We start from the raw sequence: 21,249 nt of genomic DNA on the forward strand, positions 1-21,249 counted from the left end.
ACCTAATAACTTAATTAATATTGTATAAAGGATATGTGCATATAAAAAATGTAACACAGTAGTCAAATTGAACTTAGCGCTGCACCACTAGGAGACAGTACATGTCAGACTCCGCAAGAGGCGGATTTTGTACTGAACCAACCACTGCCCTTTCTTCAGGATAGCCGATGTTCTCATAAAGGCAGATCTTTGCCTCAACACCCATTTCCCGCAACAGATCAGCCACTTCCTTAGAACCGAAGTTCTCTGCGGGTAACAGGAATATGTTCTTTCCCAAACCGACCTCTCTTATGAGAGCTTCCCTGGCAGGCGATGGATCACGTCCGTGTGCAGTGATAATGGCAAGATGAGACATCTCTACATGAAAACGGGCGCATGAAGCCTGGATTGAGGAAACTCCTGTGATCACTTTGTCATTTTCATCGGCGAACTTTCCAAGTCCTGAGAACATGGGATCGCCCGTGGAAAGCACTACAGCATCAGCAGGCAACAGATGGAGTTCCCTGTAGTTCTTGATGATGTGAGCTTCACAGTTGATGAAGTCCTTCACAAGCTCGATGGACCTGCCTGAACCATATATCACAGGAGCACTACGGATAGCTGCAATGGCTTCCTGGGTCAGCATATTGGGACCAACGCCTACACCTACGATGATCATGCCTTTTCCCCGCTGTCCATGAGCACAGTGCCATCCCTGTCGACGACCACGACTCTTGCACCATGAGCTTTTTCCACTGCCATATCAAAAGCTTTTTTAAGCCTTTCGTTATCAGGGTCCAGTTCCAGCATCTCCACCACCGTGGCATACCCGCTGTCTGCGAGCATATTCGGGTCCCCCCACTTGAGCACAAGACCGGGTAGTCCGCAAATAATAACATCACCCTTTGCAGCCGCTACAGCATCGGATATGCGGCTGCCTGCAAGCACCACCGTATATCCAGGGAACAGCATGGTAGAATAGCGTATGCCTATTCTGCCGGTCGTGAGCACTACCTTGTCAGCGCTGCGTATAAGATCCTCTTTCATCTCGCCCAGATGATCATTCCAGGGTTCCACGAAACCCGTAGTGCCCAGGATGGATATTCCCCCTTCCACACCAATGCGGCTGTTCAGGGTCTGCTTGGCAACCTCAGCACCGCGAGGGAGAGATAAAGTTACCTCAGCACCCTGCAGGCCAAGCTCTTCAACGGCTTCAGCAATAGCTGCCTTTATCTGTTCCATGGGCCTGGGATTGATGGCAGGATACCCTTTCTTTGACTCCAGGCCGTTCCTTGTTACGATACCTATACCCTCGCCTGCCCGAATAACGATACCTTCAACCTCTCTGGCATCCGCCACGAATTCAAGCCCACGGGTGATATCGGATTCATGATCGTTATATACCTTTACAGCAACTGCATGACCATTTACAGCCTGCACATCCATCTCAGCCCTCAATCCCACCGGGGTGGGCACAGATAAATGAGAGACAGGTTTACGTAAAGAGAGCACTGCAGCTTTAGCTGCGAATGTTGCTGTTGTCCCGGTGGTATAACCCCTCCTGAGTACAGAGCCATCGCTTAAGAGAACAAGTCTTCCACTTTCAATGCCTTTTATGAGCTCGTCCCTGGGCACATTGGAACGCGCAACCCACTCTTCTGGGATCTTGGATTTATTCACCGGATCTATCATCGAAAACTCAATTGTGGTACAAAGTTATAAAAGTAGCGAATTCATCCTGTTCTTTTGAACATGCGGTCAAGTTCCTCCCTTGTAAAAGATAACATGGTCGGACGGCCATGAGGGCATGTGTATGGATTCTTGCATTTCTTAAGCTGGCGGATGAGATCAGCCATCTGCTCCTTATTGCACACAGCACCCGCCTTTATGGCAGCTCTGCACGCCATAGTACTAAAAACATGGTCATATATCTCGGTATCGTCCTTTATCCTGCCAACAGATAGCAGGTCAGATACTATGTCATGTACCACATCAGGGCTTTCCATCCTGCCAAATATCGTAGGCACAGTAGTAACTACATAGGTATCAGGACCAAACTCGGAGATGCTGAAACCCACCTCTTCCAGATACGGAATGAACTCCTCCAGAATGACACGCTCCTTCGGATTAAGTTCCAGTGTCACGGGGTTCAGAAGCTCCTGCCATCCCATATCCCTGGAATCCATCACACGTTCATACATGACACGCTCATGAGCAGCATGCTGGTCTATCAGCAGCAGTTTTTTCTCCACCTCTGCAATTACATACAGATCTCCAAACTGACCCATTACCTTCACGTCATCTGCAACGAAAGCACTTTCTTCTTCCCGGGAAGAGGATTCCAGCCTGGACTGGAGGCGTGCACTTGCTTTGAGCCTCCTTTCAGTGTCCTTTGGAGGAGGATGATAAGGAGTTGGCTCTTCAAGAACACGAGATCCCAAATACACCTTATCCTGAGCCTTATTTTGCAATTTAGTTTCTTCTTCACTTTTATGTTCGTACAAGACTTTCTGGACAGGAGAAGGCTTATACTTAACTTTGATCTCAGGAACAAGATGATTAGAACTTAGAGCGTTCTCCACAGCAGCAGTAACAGCTTCCATGATCTCTTTTTCATGGCTGAGCCTCACTTCGGTTTTACGCGGATGCACGTTCACATCCACTATTCGGGGGTCTATCTCAAGCTTCAGAAAAGCTGCCGGGTACCTGCCCTTGGGAAGAAGGGTGTAGTAACCAAGCCTTATGGCGTTACTTATAGCCTTTGAGGTGATGCTGCGCCCGTTGATATAGAAGGATTGCAGGTCCGAACCACTGCGACTGAGTTCAGGTTTGGAGATGTAGCCTGAGATCTTCACAAGGTCATTTTCCCACACAACAGACACCAGCAATCTGGCAACCTCTGCTCCGTGGATATGTACGATGTTGTCGAACATATTATTGGTAGCAGGAGAACGTAAAACAACCTTACCTTCGTTCAGGAGAGTGAAAGAGATATCAGGATGGGCTATAGCATAGTTAGTAACGAACTCAGTGATATGGGCAAGTTCAGTGCGACTGCTTTTGAGATACTTCCTCCGGGCAGGTGTGCTATGGAACAGATCGGCCACCTCCACAGTGGTACCTGTGGGAGCACCTACTTCGGATACGGACTCCACACCATTGCTGTCTACCATAACCTTTGTACCAGCTACATCCCAGCCCCTGCGGGTGATAAGGATAACTTTTGCAACTGCAGCCATTGAAGAAAGAGCCTCACCTCTGAACCCAAGTGTACGGACAAGTTCCAGATCATCGATGCTGGTAAGCTTACTGGTAGCATGTTTCTTGAAAGCCATGGATGCGTCCATGTGGCTCATACCGTGACCATTGTCCCTGACAGCGATCCTTTTGACACCAGAGCCTTCGATCTCAACTTTAATCTCGGTGGCTCCCGCATCAATGGAATTGTCAAGCAACTCTTTAACTGCCGAAGCAGGTCTTTCTATTACCTCACCCGCAGCGATCTTACTGATCGTATCATCGTCAAGCAGATGTATCCTGTTGCTGTCCACATCACATGCATCATCGACCATATCATTCCCCACTTTCGTCCAGTAATTTCTTAAGACTATTGATCATGTTCAAGGCATCCACAGGAGTCAGGATATTGACATCCAGGGACTTTAGCTCCTCCAGCACTGGATGCTTTACATCCGCCTTCGGCGAACTCCCGCCATCGAACAGCATGAGCTGGGTATATCTGGCAGTGCTCTTGCCCTTACCTTTCTTTGGCCTGCCCTCACGGTTGATGGCACTCTCACTTTCTATCTCCCTGAGTACTTCTTTTGCGCGGGAAGTAACAGCATGCGGCACACCTGCAAGCCTTGCCACATGAATACCGTAACTTCTGTCAGTGGCTCCAGGCACTATCTTACGCAGGAACACCAGATCGTCTCCTTCCTCTTTCACCGCAATATGCAGGTTCTTAACCCGCTTGAGAGTGCCTTCCAGCTCAGTAAGCTGATGATAGTGAGTGGCAAACATGGACCTCACGCCCACCTTACTTTTATTGTGTATGTATTCCACAACAGCCTTTGCGATACTGTACCCGTCGTAAGTGCTCGTACCCCGTCCGATCTCATCCAGCAGCAGCAGGCTCTTTGGAGTGGAATTGTTAAGGATGTTGGCAAGCTCCACCATCTCCACCATGAAAGTGCTTTGTCCGCTGGCAAGATCGTCAAAAGCTCCGACCCTTGTGAAGACCCTGTCCACTATGCCTATGGAGGCATGAGAAGCAGGTACGAAAGAGCCTACCTGCGCCATGATGACAATGAGCGCAGTCTGGCGCATGTATGTGGATTTTCCTGCCATGTTGGGACCTGTGATGAGCAGGAACTGGTTGTCCTCACAATCGATCTCAGTATCATTAGGCACGAAACCTCCCGGCACGGTACTTTCCACTACAGGGTGCCGCCCATCTCTGATGAGTATCCTGCAATCGCTGGTAACCGCCGGCCTGATAAAGTTATTATGTACAGCAACCTCAGCAAGGTTCACCAACACATCGAACTGCCCTATGAGAAAAGCAGCTCTCTGTAACTGCCTGGAATATGAAGCCACAGTAGCATTGACCTCGTTTAGCAGTTCATGTTCCAGAGCATGTGCCTTCTCATCTGCAGTAAGAATGGAAGTCTCCATCTCCTTAAGTTCAGGAGTGTAAAAACGTTCTGCATTGACCATAGTCTGCTTGCGGATGTAATCATCCGGCACCTGCGAGCTGTTGGAACTGGTGACCTCCAGGTAGTAGCCGAATACTCTATTGTATCCGACTTTCAGGGATTTGATGCCTGTCCGTTCACGCTCTTTCTGCTGGAAATCTGCCACCCACTTCTTGCCGTTGTGGGACAAGTCTTTGAGCTTGTCAAGTTCTGTATTGTAGCCGGGTCTGATCATGCCCCCTTCCCGTACACTTAATGGTGGCTCCTCAGCAATTGCCTTGCCTATGAGTTCCACGAGGGAGTTAAGTTCTTCAAAACCTTGTAATTCTTCAATAATGTCCCTGATAAGCCTGGAAGAAACATCATCTCCCACACACTGTATGAGCAAAGGTACTGCTTCCATAGACAATTTCAATGCAACCAGATCCCTTGCATTGGAATTGCCATACATTACCCTGCCTACAAGCCTCTCGATATCCTTCACGTAGGCAAGATGAGAGCGTACATCAAAACGGACCAAAGTCTTACCTGAGAGTTCTTCCACAGCATCCAGGCGTTCATTTATCTCACTCACAGAGATCAGAGGCTTTAGCAGCCATTTCTTCAACATCCTGCCACCCATGGGCGTGCTGGTCTGGTCCAGTATCTTAAGGAGAGATGTATCATTACCTTCTCCCCGGACATTGTGAACTATTTCAAGATTGCGCAGAGTGATGGAATCCAGGATCATGAACTCTGATTCGGAATATGTGGACAGGGATTGCACATGCCCCAGCTCCCTCATCTGAGTGGTGATGGCATAGTTAAGGGCAGCTCCTGCAGCAGCTATGGCCTGAGGGAGGGTATCGCAACCCATGCCTTCAAGGGTGGAAACACCGAAATGCTGTTTAAGATGCTCCCTTGCATTAGTTGTATCGAAGGCCATTTCATCGAATTCATGCACTATGACCTTTAGTTCCTCAAGACGCTGCATAAGGTGTTCGTTCCCGTAGAGATGCAGCGGAACTATACATTCCGCAGGCAGCATGCGGGCTACTTCGCTGGCTATCCTGTCGAAGGGCGATTCATCTGAAAACTGAGTCGCCATGAACTCGCCTGTGGACACATCCAGGAAGGACACACCGAAATCCCCATTCTTTCCTGAGAGGGCCATGAGATAATTGTTAGTGGCATCACTGAACATGGATGGGTCTATGGCTGTGCCGGGTGTGACCACGCGTACAACACCCCGTTTCACAACGCCTTTGGCTAACTTGGGATCTTCTAGCTGCTCACATATGGCAACCTTGTAGCCTTTCCTGATGAGGCGGGGCAGATATGTATCAATGGCATGGTACGGTATGCCCGCAAGAGGCATGTTCTTGCCATCCTCCCCTTTGCCCCGGGTAGTGAGAGTGATCTCCAGCTCCCGGGCAATGGTCTTCGCGTCCTCTCCGAAAGACTCGTAAAAATCCCCCATCCTGAAAAAGATCAGGGCATCGCTATACTCTTTCTTTGCCGTATAGTACTGGTGCATGGCGGGGGTCATCTTGCTCATGGTGCTGTGGTTTATCTGTGTGGTACTATTTTAGTGCTTTCATGGAGAGGAGAAAAGGCAATATGACCATTTGATTTATAGAGGATTCAGATTAACCCACTGTTTTTTACGTCACCATAAATTTCAAGTGACATTTATTCTCTCTACCTCTGTTTTTACTTCTTTCCTTTCATTTTTTCCTTGATTTTAAGATAGCTTCTGCTATCCTAAATAATTCCTTTATGTTTGAGTGTCTTCAACTGGCGTAAGTTAAAGCAAAAAGCCGTCATAAGCATTTTTACATTTACTCTTTCCACAGTTGTAACAAGAACTTTTCCTGCATTGAATACTTCTTTGACCACCGAATATACTCGGTCTCCTGGAACTCTTTGGATACTTATGCCTCGGTTCCTTAGGATAGCACTTATTTCTAATGGATGTCCCCTTACGGCTCTCTGCATTGTCGTCAAGTTCAGCACAATAAAGACTATTTTATTGCTGTAGAAGTTAAAACATCACAATAACATCAGCTTCAGGCCTACCGCCTGAAGCTGTTCTATTGTTATACATCGATTTGAGAATAGGAAGAAATGGTTTCCAGTCTATTAATGGTTCTATTTCAGCAAGTTTGTCACCAACAGATTGAAGACGTTTATATTTTTCATTAAGTGCAACACCAATTAAATATGGCATATTTATGAATTTACTTAGCTATTAGTTATATTTCTGTAGGATGTTATGATGGGGAGAGAGGCTTATCGAAATTCTTTAGAGTTAAATATTCTCTATGATTTCACCGGTTCTTTCATAGGTAAATATCCCATATGGGAGTGCTGTGGCAAAATTATGGGACCTCAGTGCTACAAGCAGTTTTCTTACCTGGGGTATATTCATTATTTCTTTATTGATAAGAAAATCAAAATCCTCTACAATAACAGGTATGAACTTGAGTCCCACTGTCTGTGCAAAGGGTCTGATACCGAATCCGACTTCTGCTTTTTTATTTAGTATTGTATCACAAACTGCTCTGTGCGTCCTTGAGCCTGAACTGTAACCAGGCATCATCTTTACAAGTTCTGTTTTTGTGGTGCCTTTTTTAACAGCAAGTTCTTCCAGCAGCTTATCGAGCAATGCTCTGGTCCCAGAACCCCTGTTACGGTTCACTATTTTTTTTCCAGGCAGGTCTTCCAAGCTTTTTATATTACTTTCCGGGCGCACTATAAGTCCCTGTTCCCGTCGATAGCCCTTTACAAGAACAGCATTACTTATGCCTGTGCTTCGGATAGCTTCAAGTTTGTCATCTCCTGATCCAGCCAGGTTGATGCCTGCAATATCAGCTATACCTGCAACCATAGCACTTAATCCACGGCTGGACCCCATATTTATCACTCTGAATTTCATTCCAGTCAGATCTTCCAGCAGGTCGATGCCGGGACATTGTCCTCCTACGATCATAAGGTCTACAGGAGCTATATTTCCAAAAAGTGTAACGTCTATAGTTTTTCCGGCTTCCAGATATTCTGTCTCCTCGCTGATCTCTATAATGCCATCAGCTTCAGCAAGGGTGGTAATGGCTCCTGATGTTTTGTCTGCAGGATATACTTTGCCCCTGATCAATCCCACAGGATAAAGTTCCCTTCTTCCTTCGGACCGTATGGACGTTCCCATTACTGCTTGTACCTTTGTTCTGAACGGCGGAATAGTTTCAAGTGAATCGTATATCATAGGAGCTATGAATTCGTTAAATATAGAGAGTGCAGAAGTGGGGTTACCCGGAAGTCCTATAAGGGGCACATCATCAACAATGCCTATAATTACTGGTTTTCCAGGCTTTATTGATATTCCGTGCAATAGTGTCTTTCCCTTTTCATCTATGATCTTATACATTACATCTCCCACGCCTGCAGAAGTACTGCCGGAAGTGAGCACCATGTTACATTCCTGTAATGCACTATCGATGGCATCTGACATCGCACGTTCGTCATCCTTCACAATTCCATATACTATGGGTTTTGCACCGCATTCTTCTACACTGGCGGCTATGGCATAAGAATTAGCATCATAAATCTTACCGGCATATAGTTCAGATCCGGGCTGCACAAGTTCATCACCAGTGGAAATTATTCCAACGTTCAGTTCTTTTACTGTTACTTGGCTGATACCTATGGAAGCAAGTACTCCGATCTCACGTGGGCCGATGCGTACGTTCCTGCGCAGCACACGTTCTCCTTTCATGATGTCAGCACCAGTACGCATGATATTCTCATTGATATGTACTGCCCGGCGTGCTAATATATTGCCATTTTCTGATATAGTGTGCTCCACCATCATTACAGCATCTGCACCTTCGGGTATTGGTGCCCCTGTGGCTATTTCGATGGCTTCGCCGGAATCAAGGGCTAGATCCGAAACGCAGCCCGCAGCGATAGATCCAATATTCTCTAGTGTCACAGGCTCTATTTCTGTTGCCGTGTATGTATCCTGTGCCTTCACAGCAAAGCCATCTTTTACCGATCTGTCAAAGGCAGGTACATCTATGTCTGAAAAGACATCTTCGGCCAGAATGCGGTTATTTGCGTGTCCCAAGGGCACTTTTTTTAGTGCTGGCTTTATTTTGATAGCATTTATTATGTTACGTGCTTCTTTTGAGGATGTGAGTTCTCTGAATTCTTTTTGCTCCCTTTCCAACAGCTTTCACTCCTTCAGGTGCTCTAAGATCATTTTGTTGAGCCTGAACACCCTTGAGGCTACGTACCACAGGCCAAATATATACACTGCCCAGGTTGCAATGGAAAGCCATTTAAGTGATTCTGTAGGATCAAGAGCCTCAAAAACTATGACCAGTGTCACAGGCATCAAAAGCAATATAGCAATGACAGAGTCGTTCAGGTACTTTAAGTTTTCTAAAATCATTTTTTCTTTGTCAGGCACAAATTCCATAGTAACACCTCACATAGTTATTACAAATTTATATTAACCGAGATATATTATAAACCTGGCAGTCAATAAATGCTTTGAAAAAAGAAATCTCTAAATATTAAAAATAAAGAGTTCTCACTCTTTATATATAGGTGTACCAGTGTTCTGGGTGATAACTTCGAAAGCCTTTATCATCTTCTTAGTGACGGGACCAGGTTTTCCGTTCCCGATCGCTCGTCCGTCGACCTTGACCAGAGGAGCAGCTTCTGCTGCCGTACCTGTAACAAAGATCTCATCAGCTGTGTAGAGGTCAAACATACCCAGATTTTCCACAGAGATCGGTATATTCATCTCTTCCAGCAGTTCAATGGCTGTAGCCCTGGTGATACCTTTGAGGTTGTTGATGGTGGGTGGGGTGTAAACCTTACCGTTCTTTATAATGAAAATGTTATCTCCTGAACCTTCGGAGAGATAGCCATTGCTGTCAAAAAATATGGCTTCATCGCCTCCCTTTGCATTTGCCTCTATTTTCGCAAGGATATTGTTCAGGTAGTTGAGGGATTTGATGTTAGGCGATAGTGCATCGGCTGCATTGCGGCGAACTGAAACTGTGACTCCTGTAAGGCCAGTCTCATATAGGTCCCCATACATGGCGCCCCAGTACTGTGCGATGATGAACACACCGGGTTTCGGACATTTACGGGGGTCAAGGCCAAGGTCGCCGACCCCTCTGGTAACCAGCGGTCTTATATATGCATCCCTAAGGTCGTTCTTGCGCAGGGTTTCTAAAACGGCTTCAGACATTTCTTCTTTTGACATCGGAATATCCAGGGCGATAGCTTTTGCAGAATCATAAAGCCTGTCCAGGTGTTCCTTTAACTTGAAAACACGTCCATTGTAGGCTCTGATACCTTCAAAGACCCCATCCCCATACAGGAAACCGTGGTCAAATACAGAAACACTAGCCTTAGATTTGTGAACGTACTCACCGTTGCAATAGATTAACAGCTCGCTCATTTTATTACCTCATTAAACAGATGTAGTGATTGATGTCAATATACCCTATATTTGCATTTCGATTCTCTGAATGGAATGGAGGAAACCATCAACTTATCGGCTTGAATTTTATTCAACCCCATAAAAATAGTGATAAATGTTTTTTAATCTATTTGCACCATTTTATTATCAACGCAAAAGTGCTGAGGTGCCAGGAACTGAATAACAATCTTTACGTCCTCGCGCTTTTGTGCCGGTGCGTTAAAAGTAAATTACATTAAGAAAGAGATAAATAAATAGATAAATAGATAAATAAGACAATTTTTAAATAAAAACTTTTTTTGCAATCCTCTTATCTATGTCCGCTAGAACCATGCATTTGAGTTTTAGATAAACTTTGATAATTGGATCGTGAATCTCCTATCTCTTTTTCTCCAGTTTCCTTCTTTTTTTGCATGTGTGCTCAAGTATTTCTCGCATTGTTTAAGATTTTAAAAAATTTGTATTAAAAATACATATCTATTTATTGATACAGTCTCATAATTTCTACATACCTATTAATTATAGGGGGTAGTGAATCAATGACACAAAGAATGACACCGTCTGAACGTATGATGGCCGTTATGAGCGGACAAAAGCCTGATCGTGTGCCTGTGGTCCCTTTCGTATTAGGTTATTCTTCAAAGATAACTGGCATATCACTTGGTGACTTCTATGCCGATGGAGATAAGTGTTTCGAAGCTCAGTTCGCTTCAATGCGCCTGCATGGTTACGAGCAGACCCCGATGTATGGATATGCATCACTAGGCGCATTAGAATTTGGTGGGGAGATAGAGTATCCCTATGGTAAAGGCCAAGGTGCACCCTTTGTAAAAAAACATCCTGTGAAAAACATAGAAGACATAGAGAAACTAGAAGTACCTGATTTTAAAAGAGAATTACCTGGCGCATATAAGGAAGCAGATAAATTGGCTGCAAGATGCCATGCAATGGGAATGCCCATTAGTGTGCAGACAGGCAGTACCTTTACTGCAGCGTCTGTAGTTGCGGATACATCTGAGTTTCTGAGCTGGCTTATCATGGAGCCAAAGGCTGCACACTCACTACTCGATAAAGTATGTGATATGTTCATCAATGCTATAGATTATTTTGCAGAGAAATATGGTGCTGAAAACATGCTCCCATTTGACGGAGGGCCTTCTGAATCCAATACCATGATCTCGCCGGACACGTTTGCTGAATTCGCATATCCATACATGAAAAGGATTCATGTTCACTTGAAAGAACTGGGAGTACATGCTGTACTTATGCATCCATGTTCTAATCAGAACAAGAATATAGAACATTATGTCAAATTAAGGAATGAGCTGAATTGGTCTGGAAAATATGTCTGGCTGTTCGGCCCGGAAACTCCTGTCAAGGATCAGATAAAAGCTTTTGGTGATCACGATGTCATCTGTGGCAATATCAATCCCCCGCTTTTCCTTACCAAGTCATATGAAGAATTAATGGATATCTGTAAGCAGACAATACTCGAAGGTATGAACTCACCATCAGGTTTTATTCTTGCTCCCGGGTGTGAATTTCCTGTTAATGCAGCCCCCCTCAAGTTAATGGCCATGCTGGACGCTGCAGAAACGTATGGCAGATATGAATGAATCAAGCATTAATTGCTTGATCTTTTATTTTATATGCCAAAACCTAATTTGATGATCTTTTTATCTCATCGTACAAAAGGCTTTTATGTTAAAACATCTATCACATACCCCTACAGGTCCCGTGGCTTAGCCAGGATATAGCATCGGGCTTCTAACCCGAGGGTCGGGGGTTCGAATCCCTCCGGGATCGTTTTTTATTTTTCAGTGTTGACCTATATACACGTGTGATGCCTTTTTTCTGTAAAACAAGCCATTCTCCCAGCACATGCACACCATTCCACATCATAGCAAGGGATGGAATAGCTGGTAATGTCATACAGTGGAAAATGCAGAAAAGTCTGTTAAAAGCACCAGTAACAGTACTATCTATTTTAATTCATCAGACTTGTGCATCTTAGTCCTTCTGTTTTTAAGTACCTTCTGAAAGGTATAATGCAGGAAAAAGACCTTCGCAAAGTTCTTCCTCAATCATTTCCAATTGTACTCAGATACTTATCTTCCGGAAAAGGTACGCACCGAAGACCACCATGAATATTGTAAATCCGCTAAGCACAAAAAAACTCAATACCGGGTCGATCTGGGAGGTTCCAAGCAGTCCGTATCTTATCCCTTCTACCCCGTATGTCAGCGGATCCAGCATGGTCAGGGCCCTTATCCAGGGGGGCAGGCTGTCAATGGGAAATAACGCTCCTGAAAGTCCGAAGATGGGGAATACAACAAAGTTCATTATGAGCTGGAATCCATGCATATCCTCCATTCTGGATGCACAGGCAATGCCAAATGCAGTGAAGGAAAGCCCGATCAAGATCATGAATATGATCGCCAGAGCGAATCCCGGAATACTGGTGATCTTCAGGCCCATGAATAACGAGATCACAAGAATTATGATTCCCTGTATAAGAGCAGTAGTAGCTCCTCCCACGGTTTGTCCCAGCATGATCTCAATTCTGGATACCGGTGCAACCAGGGTTTCTTTTAAGAACCCGAATTGCTTGTCCCAGATGATCTGTATGCCTGAGAATATGGACGTGAACAAAACGCTCATGGAAATAATGCCCGGAATGATAAATCCTATGTATCCGTGGCTCATTCCCGGAAGACTGACCACGGAATTAAGGCCGAAGCCGAGTACAAGTAATAAGAACATAGGCATGCCTAAGCTGCCCAAGATCCTGCTTTTGGAGCGAAGATAACGTTTTACATTTCTCAACCAGATAGTATATACAATATCCATTTTCATCTCCTCTGCGACCTTTGCATCCGCATGCGATCTTTACTGCTGGCCTCTTCTTCTCTCATGGTCCTGCCTGTGTAATGCAAAAAGACATCTTCAAGAGTGGGTTTATGGATAGAAATAGATTCTATGTCTATCCCAGCTTCAGATGCAAGATTTACGATCTCAACAATACGTTTTTCTGCTTTGTGGAGTTTTATCGTGACAGAGTCATCGCGAATGCCTGCATGTTTGACCCATGAACACTTTATGATCGTTGAATGGAGCCTCTCCTTGTCCGAAGATACAATCTCGATCATATCTCCTCCTATGCTCTCTTTGAGCCTCTCCGAGGTATCCAATGCGATGATCTTCCCTTTATCAATTATTGCCACTCTGTCACAAAGCTTGTCTGCTTCTTCCATATAATGCGTAGTGAGGACTATTGTGATCCCTTTTTCTTTATTCAGCCTGTCAATATAGTTCCAGAGATGGTTCCTTGTTTGAGGGTCAAGGCCAAGGGTAGGTTCATCCAGGAACAGCACTCTGGGTTCGTGCAGGAGACCTCTCGCAATCTCCAGACGTCTTCTCATTCCCCCAGAATATGTTTTTACAAGATTGTCCTTTTTCTCTTCCAGCTCCACAAGCTTCAGGAGTTCTCTTATCTTTTTCTCTCTAATGTCCTTTGGAATGCGATACAATCTGGCATGAAAGTCCATATTCTCATAGGCCGTGAGTTCTTCATCAAGGCTCTGGTCCTGAAACACAATGCCAATGGATTTTCTTACATTGTCTTGTTCTTTCAATATATCAAAATTGTTCACGGAAGCCCTGCCGGAAGTTGGTTTCAACATGGTTGAAAGCATGGACATTGTGGTCGTCTTACCTGCCCCATTGGGGCCAAGCAAGCCAAAAGCTTCTCCTTTTTTTATACTGAAAGAAATATGGTCTACAGCAACAAATCTATTAAATTCCTTAGTCAGGTTCTCAACCTCTATAGCCGCCATTACGATCTATCTCCTATGCCTTCGAACAACAGGTCGATCTTTACAGATATGTTTCTTGAAAAAGAGAGTTCGTTCTCTGACTTCAGCCACACCATTAAAGTGTGAAAATACATAGCGTTCAGGATTTCAGCTGCCATTATCGTATCGATACTTTCTTTTACTTCTCTTTTTTTGATACCCTCTTGCAGCAAGTCCAGAAGCACTTTGATAAGACGATAATGTGGATTTCTCTCCTTATCAGGAGTATTTCTTGAATCCTCTATGTATCTTCTATATTCAAAGAACAGCAATTTTGTGAGCTCCTTGTCATTCTCGTAACTTTCAGCCAATGCTACAAGGAACTTCTTTATCCTTTCTTTTGTATGAAGATGCTTTATAGTTTCGTTCTCTGTCAAGCCGTAGACCAGCTCAGCCTTTTGTTCAGCGAAGTAAAAAACAAGTGACTCTTTTGTCGGGAAATAATTAAAAAAAGTACCTTTTGCAATTCCGGCTTCCTTTGTTATTTCGTCGATCGTGGTACTTTCAAAGCCTTTTTCTTTGAACAGCTTCCCGGATACTTCAAAGATCCTGTTCTTTGTTTCTATCTTCCTTTTTTGGCGAAGTGACATGTTATCCATTTCATTCTATATGGGCTTAATAAATATGACTGGGGTCATTAATGACTCGGGTCATATTTATACCTTTGTCCCATGTGTTTGCATAAAAACTTTTTGTGGCATCTATTCCACAAAAAGCGTGAATTTGAGAAACCCTTATGTGCTTTTACCTCATTCTTTTCCTATAGGTGGATGTTTCAAATGGGAGAAATACAAGTCTTCATAAATAAACTGGATAGCAGAAGCTTCAGGTCTTCAGACGTTGAGTTGCTTGTCAAGCAACTTGTTCAGGATGCCAGGCTGGGCAAGGCAAAAGTAGAAAAGGACGATATTCAGTGGTTGCACACATATCAGTTCGCACTACAGCAGCTTGAACTTCATCTCAGGCAGGCTCCCCCCTCAGTTCACCAGGGGGAATGGAGGGATGTTGCCGAAGATCTTTCCAAAGTTAAGCAGATGGTGGATGATATGGAACAAAAAAGTATCGTCTCTGATGTGGCATGGAATGCAGGAGGCTTAGCCATATTCAGTATCCCTGACCCCGTCTGCTATAAGGAACATGTTTACTGTGCTATCACAAACTACATCAAAAAATTATATGTTTAGGCAAGCCTCCCATCTTAAATGGGATTATTATTTTTTGCTGTTAATGTGAGCTCAGAGCTTTTATTGAGCATCGTTGGTTATCTTTATATAGAACTGCCTGCATTTAGATTCAATCATCGAGTGCTAAATATCTTTGATAAAAGCACTTCAAGGTTCAAATTGATTGTTCAATTATCCAACACTATATGAGGAGGTTAATGATTTGGCAGCACGAATGGCTGGACAACCAGCATACTATTCAGGTAACAGAAATCAGAGGACCAGGGGTCACGATGCTCAGAGCATCAATATCCTTGCAGGAAAGGCTGTGGCAAATGCAGTAAGAAGCACACTGGGTCCCAAAGGTATGGACAAGATGCTTGTGGACTCATTGGGTGATATAGTCATCACCAATGATGGAGCCACTATTCTGAAGGAAATGGATATTGAGCACCCGGCTGCAAAGATGGTAGTGGAAGTGTCCAAGACCCAGGATGATGAAGTGGGAGACGGAACTACCACAGCAGCAGTACTTACAGGGGAATTGCTCACCAAGGCAGAGGAATTGATTAACAAAGGTGTCCACCCAACTATAATCACAAGTGGATACAGGCAAGCAGCTGCGAAATGTGAAGAAGTCCTGGGGACTATTACCATTGATATTTCACCTGAAGACAGAACAGCTCTCAAGAAGGTAGCTTCAACTGCACTTACAGGCAAGGGCGAAGGAGAGTTACAAATGGACCTTCTTTCTGAGATAGCTATCGATGCAGTCCTTTCTGTGGCAGAGAAGACCGATTCAGGTTACAAGGTCGATATAGAGGACATCACTATTGAGAAGCATGAAGGCGGTAGTATCAAGGACACGGAACTGGTCAAGGGGCTTGTAATAGATAAGGATCGTGTCAGACCCAATATGCCTCAGAGGGTCGACAATGCTAAAATTATGCTAACAAGCTTTGCTATCGAGTTCAACAAGATCGAGAAGGATGCCGAGATAAAGATCACATCCCCTGAACAGATGCAGCTGTTCGTGGACCAGGAAGAGCGCATGATCAAGGCAAAGGTCGACAACATTATCCAGACAGGTGCAAATGTTGTGTTCTGTCAGAAGGGTATTGATGATCTTGCCCAGTACTATCTGGAGAAGGCCGGCATATATGCTTGTAGAAGGGTCAAGAAGAGCGATATGGAAAAGCTCGCCAGGTCTACTGGAGCTACGATTGTGCAGGATGACACAGAGATTCTTATCGAAGACCTTGGTTATGCAGAATCTGTGGAAGAAAGAGATCTCAAAGGCACCAAGATGACCTTTGTGATGGGCTGTAAGGACGCAAAGGCCGTATCTCTGATCCTTCATGGGGGAACTACTCATATAGTGGATAGCCTGAAACGTGCACTCAATGATGCACTACGGGTTGTAGGTGTTTGCCTGGAGGATGGCAAGGTAGTGGTAGGCGGAGGTGCAACTGAAGTAGAACTCGCAATGAGGCTCAGACAGTACGCTTCAACTCTCAAAGGCAGAGAACAGCTTGCAGTAAACGGATTTGCAGATGCTTTGGAGGTCATTCCGCAAACCCTTGCAGAGAATGGTGGAATTGACCCGATAGACATACTTGTTGAGATGCGTTCCCAGCATGAGAAAGGTAATAAAAGAGCAGGTGTGAACGTATACACGGGCAAGGTAGTTGACATGTGGGACGAGAATGTCATTGAACCACTAAGGGTAAAGACACAGGCCATTAATTCAGCTACGGAAGCTGCCGTTATGATCCTGCGGATCGACGATGTGGTTGCATCTTCCGGCAAGTCAAGTGCTGGAGGCATGCCAGGCTCTGATGTAGAACTGGGTGAATGATCCAGTTCTTTTTTATGAACCATCAACTATTGCCGAACTTATTTCGGCTTTCTTTTTTTATTTCTCTTTTATGTTTAGATAATAATCTTTAAATTTAATGTAAACCAGTTATGTATTTATGGTTTACAATAATCAGTCTTACAAAGACAAATCTCATACTGACCTGAAGAGGATGGTCTTTGCAGCCCTCTTCGCATCCCTCACAGCTGTAGGCGCATATGTGAAAATCCCTTTGCCCTTTACACCTGTTCCGGTTACGATGCAGGTATTCTTTGTATTGCTTGCAGGTTCCATGTTAGGTAGCCGATGGGGGACAATTAGCATGGTCGTGTACTTGTTGTTGGGTTTAGCAGGCTTTCCTGTATTTGCAGGGGGGTCTTCTGGCATGGGAGTGCTTTTTGGTCCTACTGGGGGCTATCTTGCAGGATTTATTTTTGCAGCATTTGGGATAGGTAAACTCTCTGAAATCCTTTCCCAGCATGGCCTATTGAAAAATATTCTATGCATGACCCTAGGACTATGTATCATTTATTTATTAGGGGCCTTCAGATTGATGTCTGTAGCAGATCTGACATTCCAGCAAACAATAGTTGCAGGAGTACTGCCGTTCATTATAGGAGATTTAGCCTCATTGCTGCTTGCTGCGCTCATAGCTACACGATACGAGGTATGAATACTTGATCTCTATTAAGGCTCTTTCATACACCTACCCCGATGGAACACATGCACTTGATTCCATCGACCTTGAACTACGAAGAGGCGAGTTCGTTGTCTTAGTGGGTCCTAATGGCAGTGGTAAGTCAACTCTGTCAAGGCATCTGAATGGCCTGTTAAAGCCCACTAAGGGTTCCTTGAAAGTAATGGGTATGGATACCAAAGATCCGTCCAACCTCCGCAAAATAAGGCAGCTTGTTGGCATGGTCTTTCAGGACCCTAATGTGCAGTTCTTTGGGAGTACACTGGAAGAGGATATTGCCTTTGGTTTGGAGAATCTGGCTCTGCCAGCTTCGCAGATAAGAGATCTGGTCTCCGAAGCATTAGCAGTTACTGGTATGGAAAATTACAGATATGCCTCTCCAGGTTCCTTGAGCGGAGGGCAGAAGCAGAAAGCAGCTATAGCAGGGTCACTTGCAATGGGTTCCGGATTTCTGGTGCTTGACGAAGTGACTTCTATGCTGGACCCAAAGTCATCTACGGAAGTACTCAATATGCTGCTTTCTCTCAAAAAACAAGGTATTGGACTGCTTTACATCACTCACAGGCCGGAAGAAATACTAGCAGCAGATCGTATTCTGGTGATGGATAGTGGCAAGATCATAGCAGATGGCTTGCCACTTGCCGTTATCCAGGAACTGGGGCCGGACAATGGTCTTTTTGAGCTTCCTCCTTTACTGCACCTGGCACTAAAACTTGAAGATGCTGGAGTTCTTCAACCGAAGGATCATTCATTATCTGCAAAAGCTCTGGCGGAGGAAATATGCCGATCATTGTAGAGGATGTCAGTTTTTGCTATGCAATTAACACTCAGTCAGAGTCAATGGTGCTTGACAGGGTGAGTTTGCAAATAGAAGACGGAGAATTTCTGGTCATCATGGGTGAAATCGGTTCAGGAAAATCCACTCTTATAAAACACTTTAACGGTCTTTTACAGCCTTTTTCCGGAAAAGTGAGAGTAGATGGGCACAATGCCGCTTCGGTCCAGTCCAGGAAACTTATTGGTATGCTTTTCCAATTCCCACAGCAGCAGCTTTTCGGAAGGACCGTGTTTGAAGATATTGCTTTTGGCCCCTCTAACTTTGGGACATCCGGCCAAGAACTGAGCTTACAGGTAAGCAGGTCCTTGAAACTGGTAGGTCTGGACGAGAATATGGCTTCAAGGTCCCCTTTCAGTTTAAGTAACGGGCACATGCGATTAGTGGCCATTGCCGGTATCCTTGCTGCCAGTCCTAAATACATCGTTCTCGATGAACCCTTTACAGGGCTAGATCCAAAAAGCAGAAATGAAATGTTAAAGGTACTTGAGCAGGCACATGCCACTGGGGTCACTGTAGTGATAGTGACCCATAATTTAGATCATGTGCTACCCATAGCCACGAATTTGATCTTTATGGAAAAGGGTAAAGTGATCTTTGAAGGTACCCCTGAAGCATATTTCTCATCATCGCCTTCGAAACTCCCGGATATTCCACAGTTGATGAAGGAGTTGCGCAAATGTGGGATAGGAGTAGGTGAAGGCATATTCAGTGTAGAAGCAGCTTTTGAGGAAATAATGCGTATCAAAAGGATTGAGACAGCATATGAATAAAATGTTCTTTTCCTACATCCCGGGAGAATCGTTTCTTCACAGGCTCGATCCCCGCACAAAAATTATATCAGTTATGCTGCTTAGCATTGTTATACTACGGGCATCCGATTTTCAGGACATCTTTGTGCTATCAGTTGTCTTTCTGGTGTTCTCTTTGCCTGCAAAGCTGGGTATCAGGCATCACCTTCAATCTCTTCGCCCTATGTTGTTCTTTTTCCTTTTCCTTTTCATAGTGCAGTCAATCTTCTCAGGAGGTGAGAGCATATTCTCCATGGGAATGCTAGGTATAAGTTATGAGGGACTCTGGAAAGCTGTGCTTGTTACTTCCCGATTTATCCTTCTTGTCCTCTTTGCATCATTACTTATTTCTACCACAAGCCCTGCACTTCTCACTCTGGGTATTGAAAAGATGCTGCGCCCACTACCTCTCTCCCTGGTAGGCGTATCATCACATGATCTTGCAATTATGATGTCCATTTCCATGCGTTTTGTACCTCTACTTCATATGAATCTGGAGCAAATATTACAGGCACAGGCCTCCAGGGGTATGGATCTGCGCCGCAATCTTCCCAAGGGCGTGTCTTCCCTGGCTGTACCCATGGTCTATAGCACATTGCGTATGGCCGAGGACATGTCACTGGCCATGGAAAGCCGATGTTACCAGGGATTATATAGGACGTCCATGTTCGAGCTGAAGATGCATAAAGAGGACATATCATCTCTTTTCATGGTAGTGGCTATTGTAATTTCGTTCTTCTTTCTTCATATGTAAGGTTAATTATATGAAATATTGATCATATGTTCATGTAAATACCACGCACAAATATTGATGAAACAGCCATCAAAGGCATGATGGAAAAGATATATTCTGAACAGGTGATCAAACGCATCTGTCAGATATTTGGCGCACTGCAATGCACGACTCGCCTGCAAATTCTGTTACTCTTACAGCAGTGTCAGTATACGTAACGGATACCGGGAATGTCCTGGGATCCAGGCAGCTGCAATTGTGGGAACCGGGCGGACATTGTACTGTCTTATGTACAGCTTACATTTGGACCTGTGTTGCTTCCTCTTATGGTCTTCGGCCTACTTAGAAAAAAGTGTAACTGAACTTATATAGAGAAAAAGACGATATGAGTCCTAATTTATCACTCTCTGGTCACTGCTTTTTTGCCAATGAGCACTTCTGTGGATTTGATGACTGCAAAGACCTCATCTCCTTCCTTTAGGTCTAATTTCTCCACTGCCTCGCTGGTAATAAGTGAACTGAGCACTGCAGCTTCTATGGATACTTTTATCCGGGAGGCTACATCTCCTTTTTCTACTTCTATGACCTTTGCTGGTATCCTGTTACGTGCGGATAAGTGTAAGCCAAGGTCTTCCCTTAAAGTCTCATCATGCATGGTTTCATTGAGCAGCTGTTTGCTCATATCGTATTCCTTTATTAGTCTGCGGCCGGCATCAGTGAGAAAGGTGCCCTGTGCTTTTCCTCCTCTAACTGTCACTACTACATCTTTTCCCAGGCGTTCGCTCATTTTATTGAGCACAAGCCATGCATGCTTATAGGAAACACCTACTTTGCTGCAGGCTTTGCGCAGAGATCCTTCTTCATCTATAGCTTTGAGGAGCGCAACTTTGCCTTCCCCCATTACGGGTTTTCCGTCTTCTGTGATCCATACTTTTGTTCTTGTTTCCATATCTCTCATTTCAAAGGTCAGTATCATCGAATATAAAAAGCTCGTCTATAGAGGGGTTCAGATATTTTGCTATCCTGTATGTAAGTTTCAGGGACGGGGTGTATTTACCTTTTTCCAGAAAACCTATTGTTTCTCTGCCCACACCTACTTTTTTTTCCAGATCTTCCTGGGTAAGATCATATCGTGCTCTGAACTCTTTGATCTTTGTCTGCATGCAACA

Annotated in this window: 20 protein-coding genes, 1 tRNA gene and 2 pseudogenes; 9 read left to right on the top strand and 14 right to left on the bottom strand. The window is 44.5% G+C overall.

Annotated elements, in window-relative coordinates; translation table 11 throughout:
* Nucleotides 1-73: 73 nt before the first annotated feature.
* From METHO_RS10995 to ilvE, 9 genes and pseudogenes are all read right to left on the bottom strand, one after another.
* Nucleotides 74-658, bottom strand: coding sequence for a cobalt-precorrin-7 (C(5))-methyltransferase (locus METHO_RS10995; RefSeq protein WP_015325617.1), 585 nt, complete (start codon nt 656-658; stop codon nt 74-76).
* Nucleotides 655-1,671 (bottom strand): cobalt-precorrin-5B (C(1))-methyltransferase, encoded by a 1,017-nt coding sequence (locus tag METHO_RS11000; protein ID WP_015325618.1) that lies wholly within the window; start codon nt 1,669-1,671, stop codon nt 655-657. The genes METHO_RS10995 and METHO_RS11000 overlap by 4 nt, the downstream gene beginning before the upstream one ends.
* A gap of 41 nt (nt 1,672-1,712) precedes the next feature.
* The gene (gene mutL / locus METHO_RS11005; protein WP_015325619.1) at nt 1,713-3,551 is read right to left on the bottom strand and encodes a DNA mismatch repair endonuclease MutL; all 1,839 of its coding nucleotides are present in this window, start codon (nt 3,549-3,551) and stop codon (nt 1,713-1,715) included.
* Between the two features lies 1 nt (nt 3,552).
* Nucleotides 3,553-6,213 (bottom strand): DNA mismatch repair protein MutS, encoded by a 2,661-nt coding sequence (mutS, locus tag METHO_RS11010; protein ID WP_015325620.1) that lies wholly within the window; start codon nt 6,211-6,213, stop codon nt 3,553-3,555.
* Nucleotides 6,214-6,419: 206 nt separating this feature from the next.
* Nucleotides 6,420-6,656: pseudogene (locus METHO_RS14420) on the bottom strand (IS5/IS1182 family transposase); the annotation flags it as partial.
* A 61-nt stretch (nt 6,657-6,717) separates the two neighbouring features.
* A pseudogene (locus METHO_RS14425) lies at nt 6,718-6,885 on the bottom strand (IS5/IS1182 family transposase); the annotation flags it as partial.
* A gap of 81 nt (nt 6,886-6,966) precedes the next feature.
* Nucleotides 6,967-8,880, bottom strand: a complete 1,914-nt coding sequence (locus METHO_RS11025) for a molybdopterin biosynthesis protein (RefSeq protein ID WP_015325621.1) — start codon at nt 8,878-8,880, stop codon at nt 6,967-6,969.
* A gap of 6 nt (nt 8,881-8,886) precedes the next feature.
* Nucleotides 8,887-9,132: a hypothetical protein gene (locus METHO_RS11030; RefSeq protein ID WP_015325622.1), complete on the bottom strand. Its 246-nt coding sequence runs from the start codon at nt 9,130-9,132 to the stop codon at nt 8,887-8,889.
* Between the two features lie 114 nt (nt 9,133-9,246).
* Entirely contained in the window at nt 9,247-10,128 is an 882-nt protein-coding gene (gene ilvE, locus METHO_RS11035; RefSeq protein WP_015325623.1) for a branched-chain-amino-acid transaminase, read from the bottom strand.
* 560 nt (nt 10,129-10,688) lie between these two features.
* Between ilvE and METHO_RS11040 the strand changes: the two genes are divergently transcribed.
* Nucleotides 10,689-11,765, top strand: coding sequence for a uroporphyrinogen decarboxylase family protein (locus METHO_RS11040; protein WP_015325624.1), 1,077 nt, complete (start codon nt 10,689-10,691; stop codon nt 11,763-11,765).
* 115 nt (nt 11,766-11,880) lie between these two features.
* Nucleotides 11,881-11,955: transfer RNA gene (locus METHO_RS11045), tRNA-Arg, on the top strand.
* 294 nt (nt 11,956-12,249) lie between these two features.
* Here METHO_RS11045 and METHO_RS11050 read toward each other — a convergent pair.
* From METHO_RS11050 to METHO_RS11060, 3 genes are read right to left on the bottom strand one after another with little or no spacing between them, the layout of a single operon-like run.
* The gene (locus tag METHO_RS11050) at nt 12,250-12,999 is read right to left on the bottom strand and encodes an ABC transporter permease (protein WP_015325625.1); all 750 of its coding nucleotides are present in this window, start codon (nt 12,997-12,999) and stop codon (nt 12,250-12,252) included.
* 2 nt (nt 13,000-13,001) lie between these two features.
* Nucleotides 13,002-13,985, bottom strand: coding sequence for an ATP-binding cassette domain-containing protein (locus tag METHO_RS11055; RefSeq protein ID WP_015325626.1), 984 nt, complete (start codon nt 13,983-13,985; stop codon nt 13,002-13,004).
* Nucleotides 13,985-14,602: a TetR/AcrR family transcriptional regulator gene (locus tag METHO_RS11060; protein WP_015325627.1), complete on the bottom strand. Its 618-nt coding sequence runs from the start codon at nt 14,600-14,602 to the stop codon at nt 13,985-13,987. The genes METHO_RS11055 and METHO_RS11060 overlap by 1 nt, the downstream gene beginning before the upstream one ends.
* 180 nt (nt 14,603-14,782) lie before the next feature.
* On the opposite strand from METHO_RS11060, the gene METHO_RS11065 reads away from it, so the two are divergent.
* The 7 genes from METHO_RS11065 to METHO_RS13775 all read left to right on the top strand — a co-directional run bounded on the left by METHO_RS11065 (nt 14,783) and on the right by METHO_RS13775 (nt 20,426).
* Nucleotides 14,783-15,187 (top strand): hypothetical protein, encoded by a 405-nt coding sequence (locus METHO_RS11065; RefSeq protein WP_015325628.1) that lies wholly within the window; start codon nt 14,783-14,785, stop codon nt 15,185-15,187.
* 214 nt (nt 15,188-15,401) lie between these two features.
* On the top strand, nt 15,402-17,024 hold the full coding sequence (gene thsA / locus METHO_RS11070) for a thermosome subunit alpha (protein ID WP_048831162.1): 1,623 nt from the start codon (nt 15,402-15,404) through the stop codon (nt 17,022-17,024).
* Between the two features lie 118 nt (nt 17,025-17,142).
* Complete coding sequence (locus tag METHO_RS11075; RefSeq protein ID WP_015325630.1) at nt 17,143-17,697, top strand: biotin transporter BioY; 555 nt, start codon at nt 17,143-17,145, stop codon at nt 17,695-17,697.
* Nucleotides 17,698-17,701: 4 nt separating this feature from the next.
* A complete protein-coding gene (locus METHO_RS11080) occupies nt 17,702-18,517 on the top strand; it encodes an ATP-binding cassette domain-containing protein (protein ID WP_015325631.1) in 816 nt (271 codons plus the stop codon).
* Nucleotides 18,502-19,329 carry an ATP-binding cassette domain-containing protein gene (locus tag METHO_RS11085; protein ID WP_015325632.1) on the top strand — a complete coding sequence of 276 codons (828 nt, stop codon included), beginning with the start codon at nt 18,502-18,504 and terminating at the stop codon, nt 19,327-19,329. Before METHO_RS11080 ends, METHO_RS11085 begins: the two co-directional genes overlap by 16 nt.
* Nucleotides 19,322-20,101, top strand: coding sequence for an energy-coupling factor transporter transmembrane component T family protein (locus tag METHO_RS11090; protein WP_015325633.1), 780 nt, complete (start codon nt 19,322-19,324; stop codon nt 20,099-20,101). The genes METHO_RS11085 and METHO_RS11090 overlap by 8 nt, the downstream gene beginning before the upstream one ends.
* Nucleotides 20,102-20,243: 142 nt before the next feature.
* Entirely contained in the window at nt 20,244-20,426 is a 183-nt protein-coding gene (locus METHO_RS13775) for a hypothetical protein (protein ID WP_156811126.1), read from the top strand.
* A 54-nt stretch (nt 20,427-20,480) separates the two neighbouring features.
* Here the strand turns inward: METHO_RS13775 and METHO_RS11095 are convergent, their stop codons facing one another.
* Together METHO_RS11095 and METHO_RS11100 are read right to left on the bottom strand one after the other, a co-directional pair.
* Complete coding sequence (locus METHO_RS11095) at nt 20,481-21,038, bottom strand: TOBE domain-containing protein (RefSeq protein WP_156811128.1); 558 nt, start codon at nt 21,036-21,038, stop codon at nt 20,481-20,483.
* A gap of 1 nt (nt 21,039) precedes the next feature.
* Nucleotides 21,040-21,243 (bottom strand): helix-turn-helix transcriptional regulator, encoded by a 204-nt coding sequence (locus METHO_RS11100; RefSeq protein WP_015325635.1) that lies wholly within the window; start codon nt 21,241-21,243, stop codon nt 21,040-21,042.
* Nucleotides 21,244-21,249 lie beyond the last annotated feature (6 nt).

It is taken from the genome of Methanomethylovorans hollandica DSM 15978 (genome assembly GCF_000328665.1).
GTDB lineage: Archaea > Halobacteriota > Methanosarcinia > Methanosarcinales > Methanosarcinaceae > Methanomethylovorans > Methanomethylovorans hollandica.

What these genes read in the sequence shown, in the direction of transcription:
- METHO_RS11030 (WP_015325622.1), bottom strand. Translation starts at nt 9,132, where the DNA reads ATGGAATTTGTGCCTGACAAAGAAAAAATGATTTTAGAAAACTTAAAG.
- METHO_RS11050 (WP_015325625.1), bottom strand. Translation starts at nt 12,999, where the DNA reads ATGGATATTGTATATACTATCTGGTTGAGAAATGTAAAACGTTATCTT.
- thsA (WP_048831162.1), top strand. Translation starts at nt 15,402, where the DNA reads ATGGCTGGACAACCAGCATACTATTCAGGTAACAGAAATCAGAGGACC.
- METHO_RS11060 (WP_015325627.1), bottom strand. Translation starts at nt 14,602, where the DNA reads ATGGATAACATGTCACTTCGCCAAAAAAGGAAGATAGAAACAAAGAAC.
- METHO_RS11065 (WP_015325628.1), top strand. Translation starts at nt 14,783, where the DNA reads ATGGGAGAAATACAAGTCTTCATAAATAAACTGGATAGCAGAAGCTTC.
- METHO_RS11075 (WP_015325630.1), top strand. Translation starts at nt 17,143, where the DNA reads ATGGTTTACAATAATCAGTCTTACAAAGACAAATCTCATACTGACCTG.
- mutL (WP_015325619.1), bottom strand. Translation starts at nt 3,551, where the DNA reads ATGGTCGATGATGCATGTGATGTGGACAGCAACAGGATACATCTGCTT.
- METHO_RS10995 (WP_015325617.1), bottom strand. Translation starts at nt 658, where the DNA reads ATGATCATCGTAGGTGTAGGCGTTGGTCCCAATATGCTGACCCAGGAA.
- METHO_RS11095 (WP_156811128.1), bottom strand. Translation starts at nt 21,038, where the DNA reads ATGAGAGATATGGAAACAAGAACAAAAGTATGGATCACAGAAGACGGA.
- METHO_RS11040 (WP_015325624.1), top strand. Translation starts at nt 10,689, where the DNA reads ATGACACAAAGAATGACACCGTCTGAACGTATGATGGCCGTTATGAGC.
- METHO_RS11100 (WP_015325635.1), bottom strand. Translation starts at nt 21,243, where the DNA reads ATGCAGACAAAGATCAAAGAGTTCAGAGCACGATATGATCTTACCCAG.
- mutS (WP_015325620.1), bottom strand. Translation starts at nt 6,213, where the DNA reads ATGAGCAAGATGACCCCCGCCATGCACCAGTACTATACGGCAAAGAAA.
- METHO_RS13775 (WP_156811126.1), top strand. Translation starts at nt 20,244, where the DNA reads ATGCACGACTCGCCTGCAAATTCTGTTACTCTTACAGCAGTGTCAGTA.
- METHO_RS11090 (WP_015325633.1), top strand. Translation starts at nt 19,322, where the DNA reads ATGAATAAAATGTTCTTTTCCTACATCCCGGGAGAATCGTTTCTTCAC.
- METHO_RS11000 (WP_015325618.1), bottom strand. Translation starts at nt 1,671, where the DNA reads ATGATAGATCCGGTGAATAAATCCAAGATCCCAGAAGAGTGGGTTGCG.
- ilvE (WP_015325623.1), bottom strand. Translation starts at nt 10,128, where the DNA reads ATGAGCGAGCTGTTAATCTATTGCAACGGTGAGTACGTTCACAAATCT.
- METHO_RS11055 (WP_015325626.1), bottom strand. Translation starts at nt 13,985, where the DNA reads ATGGCGGCTATAGAGGTTGAGAACCTGACTAAGGAATTTAATAGATTT.
- METHO_RS11085 (WP_015325632.1), top strand. Translation starts at nt 18,502, where the DNA reads ATGCCGATCATTGTAGAGGATGTCAGTTTTTGCTATGCAATTAACACT.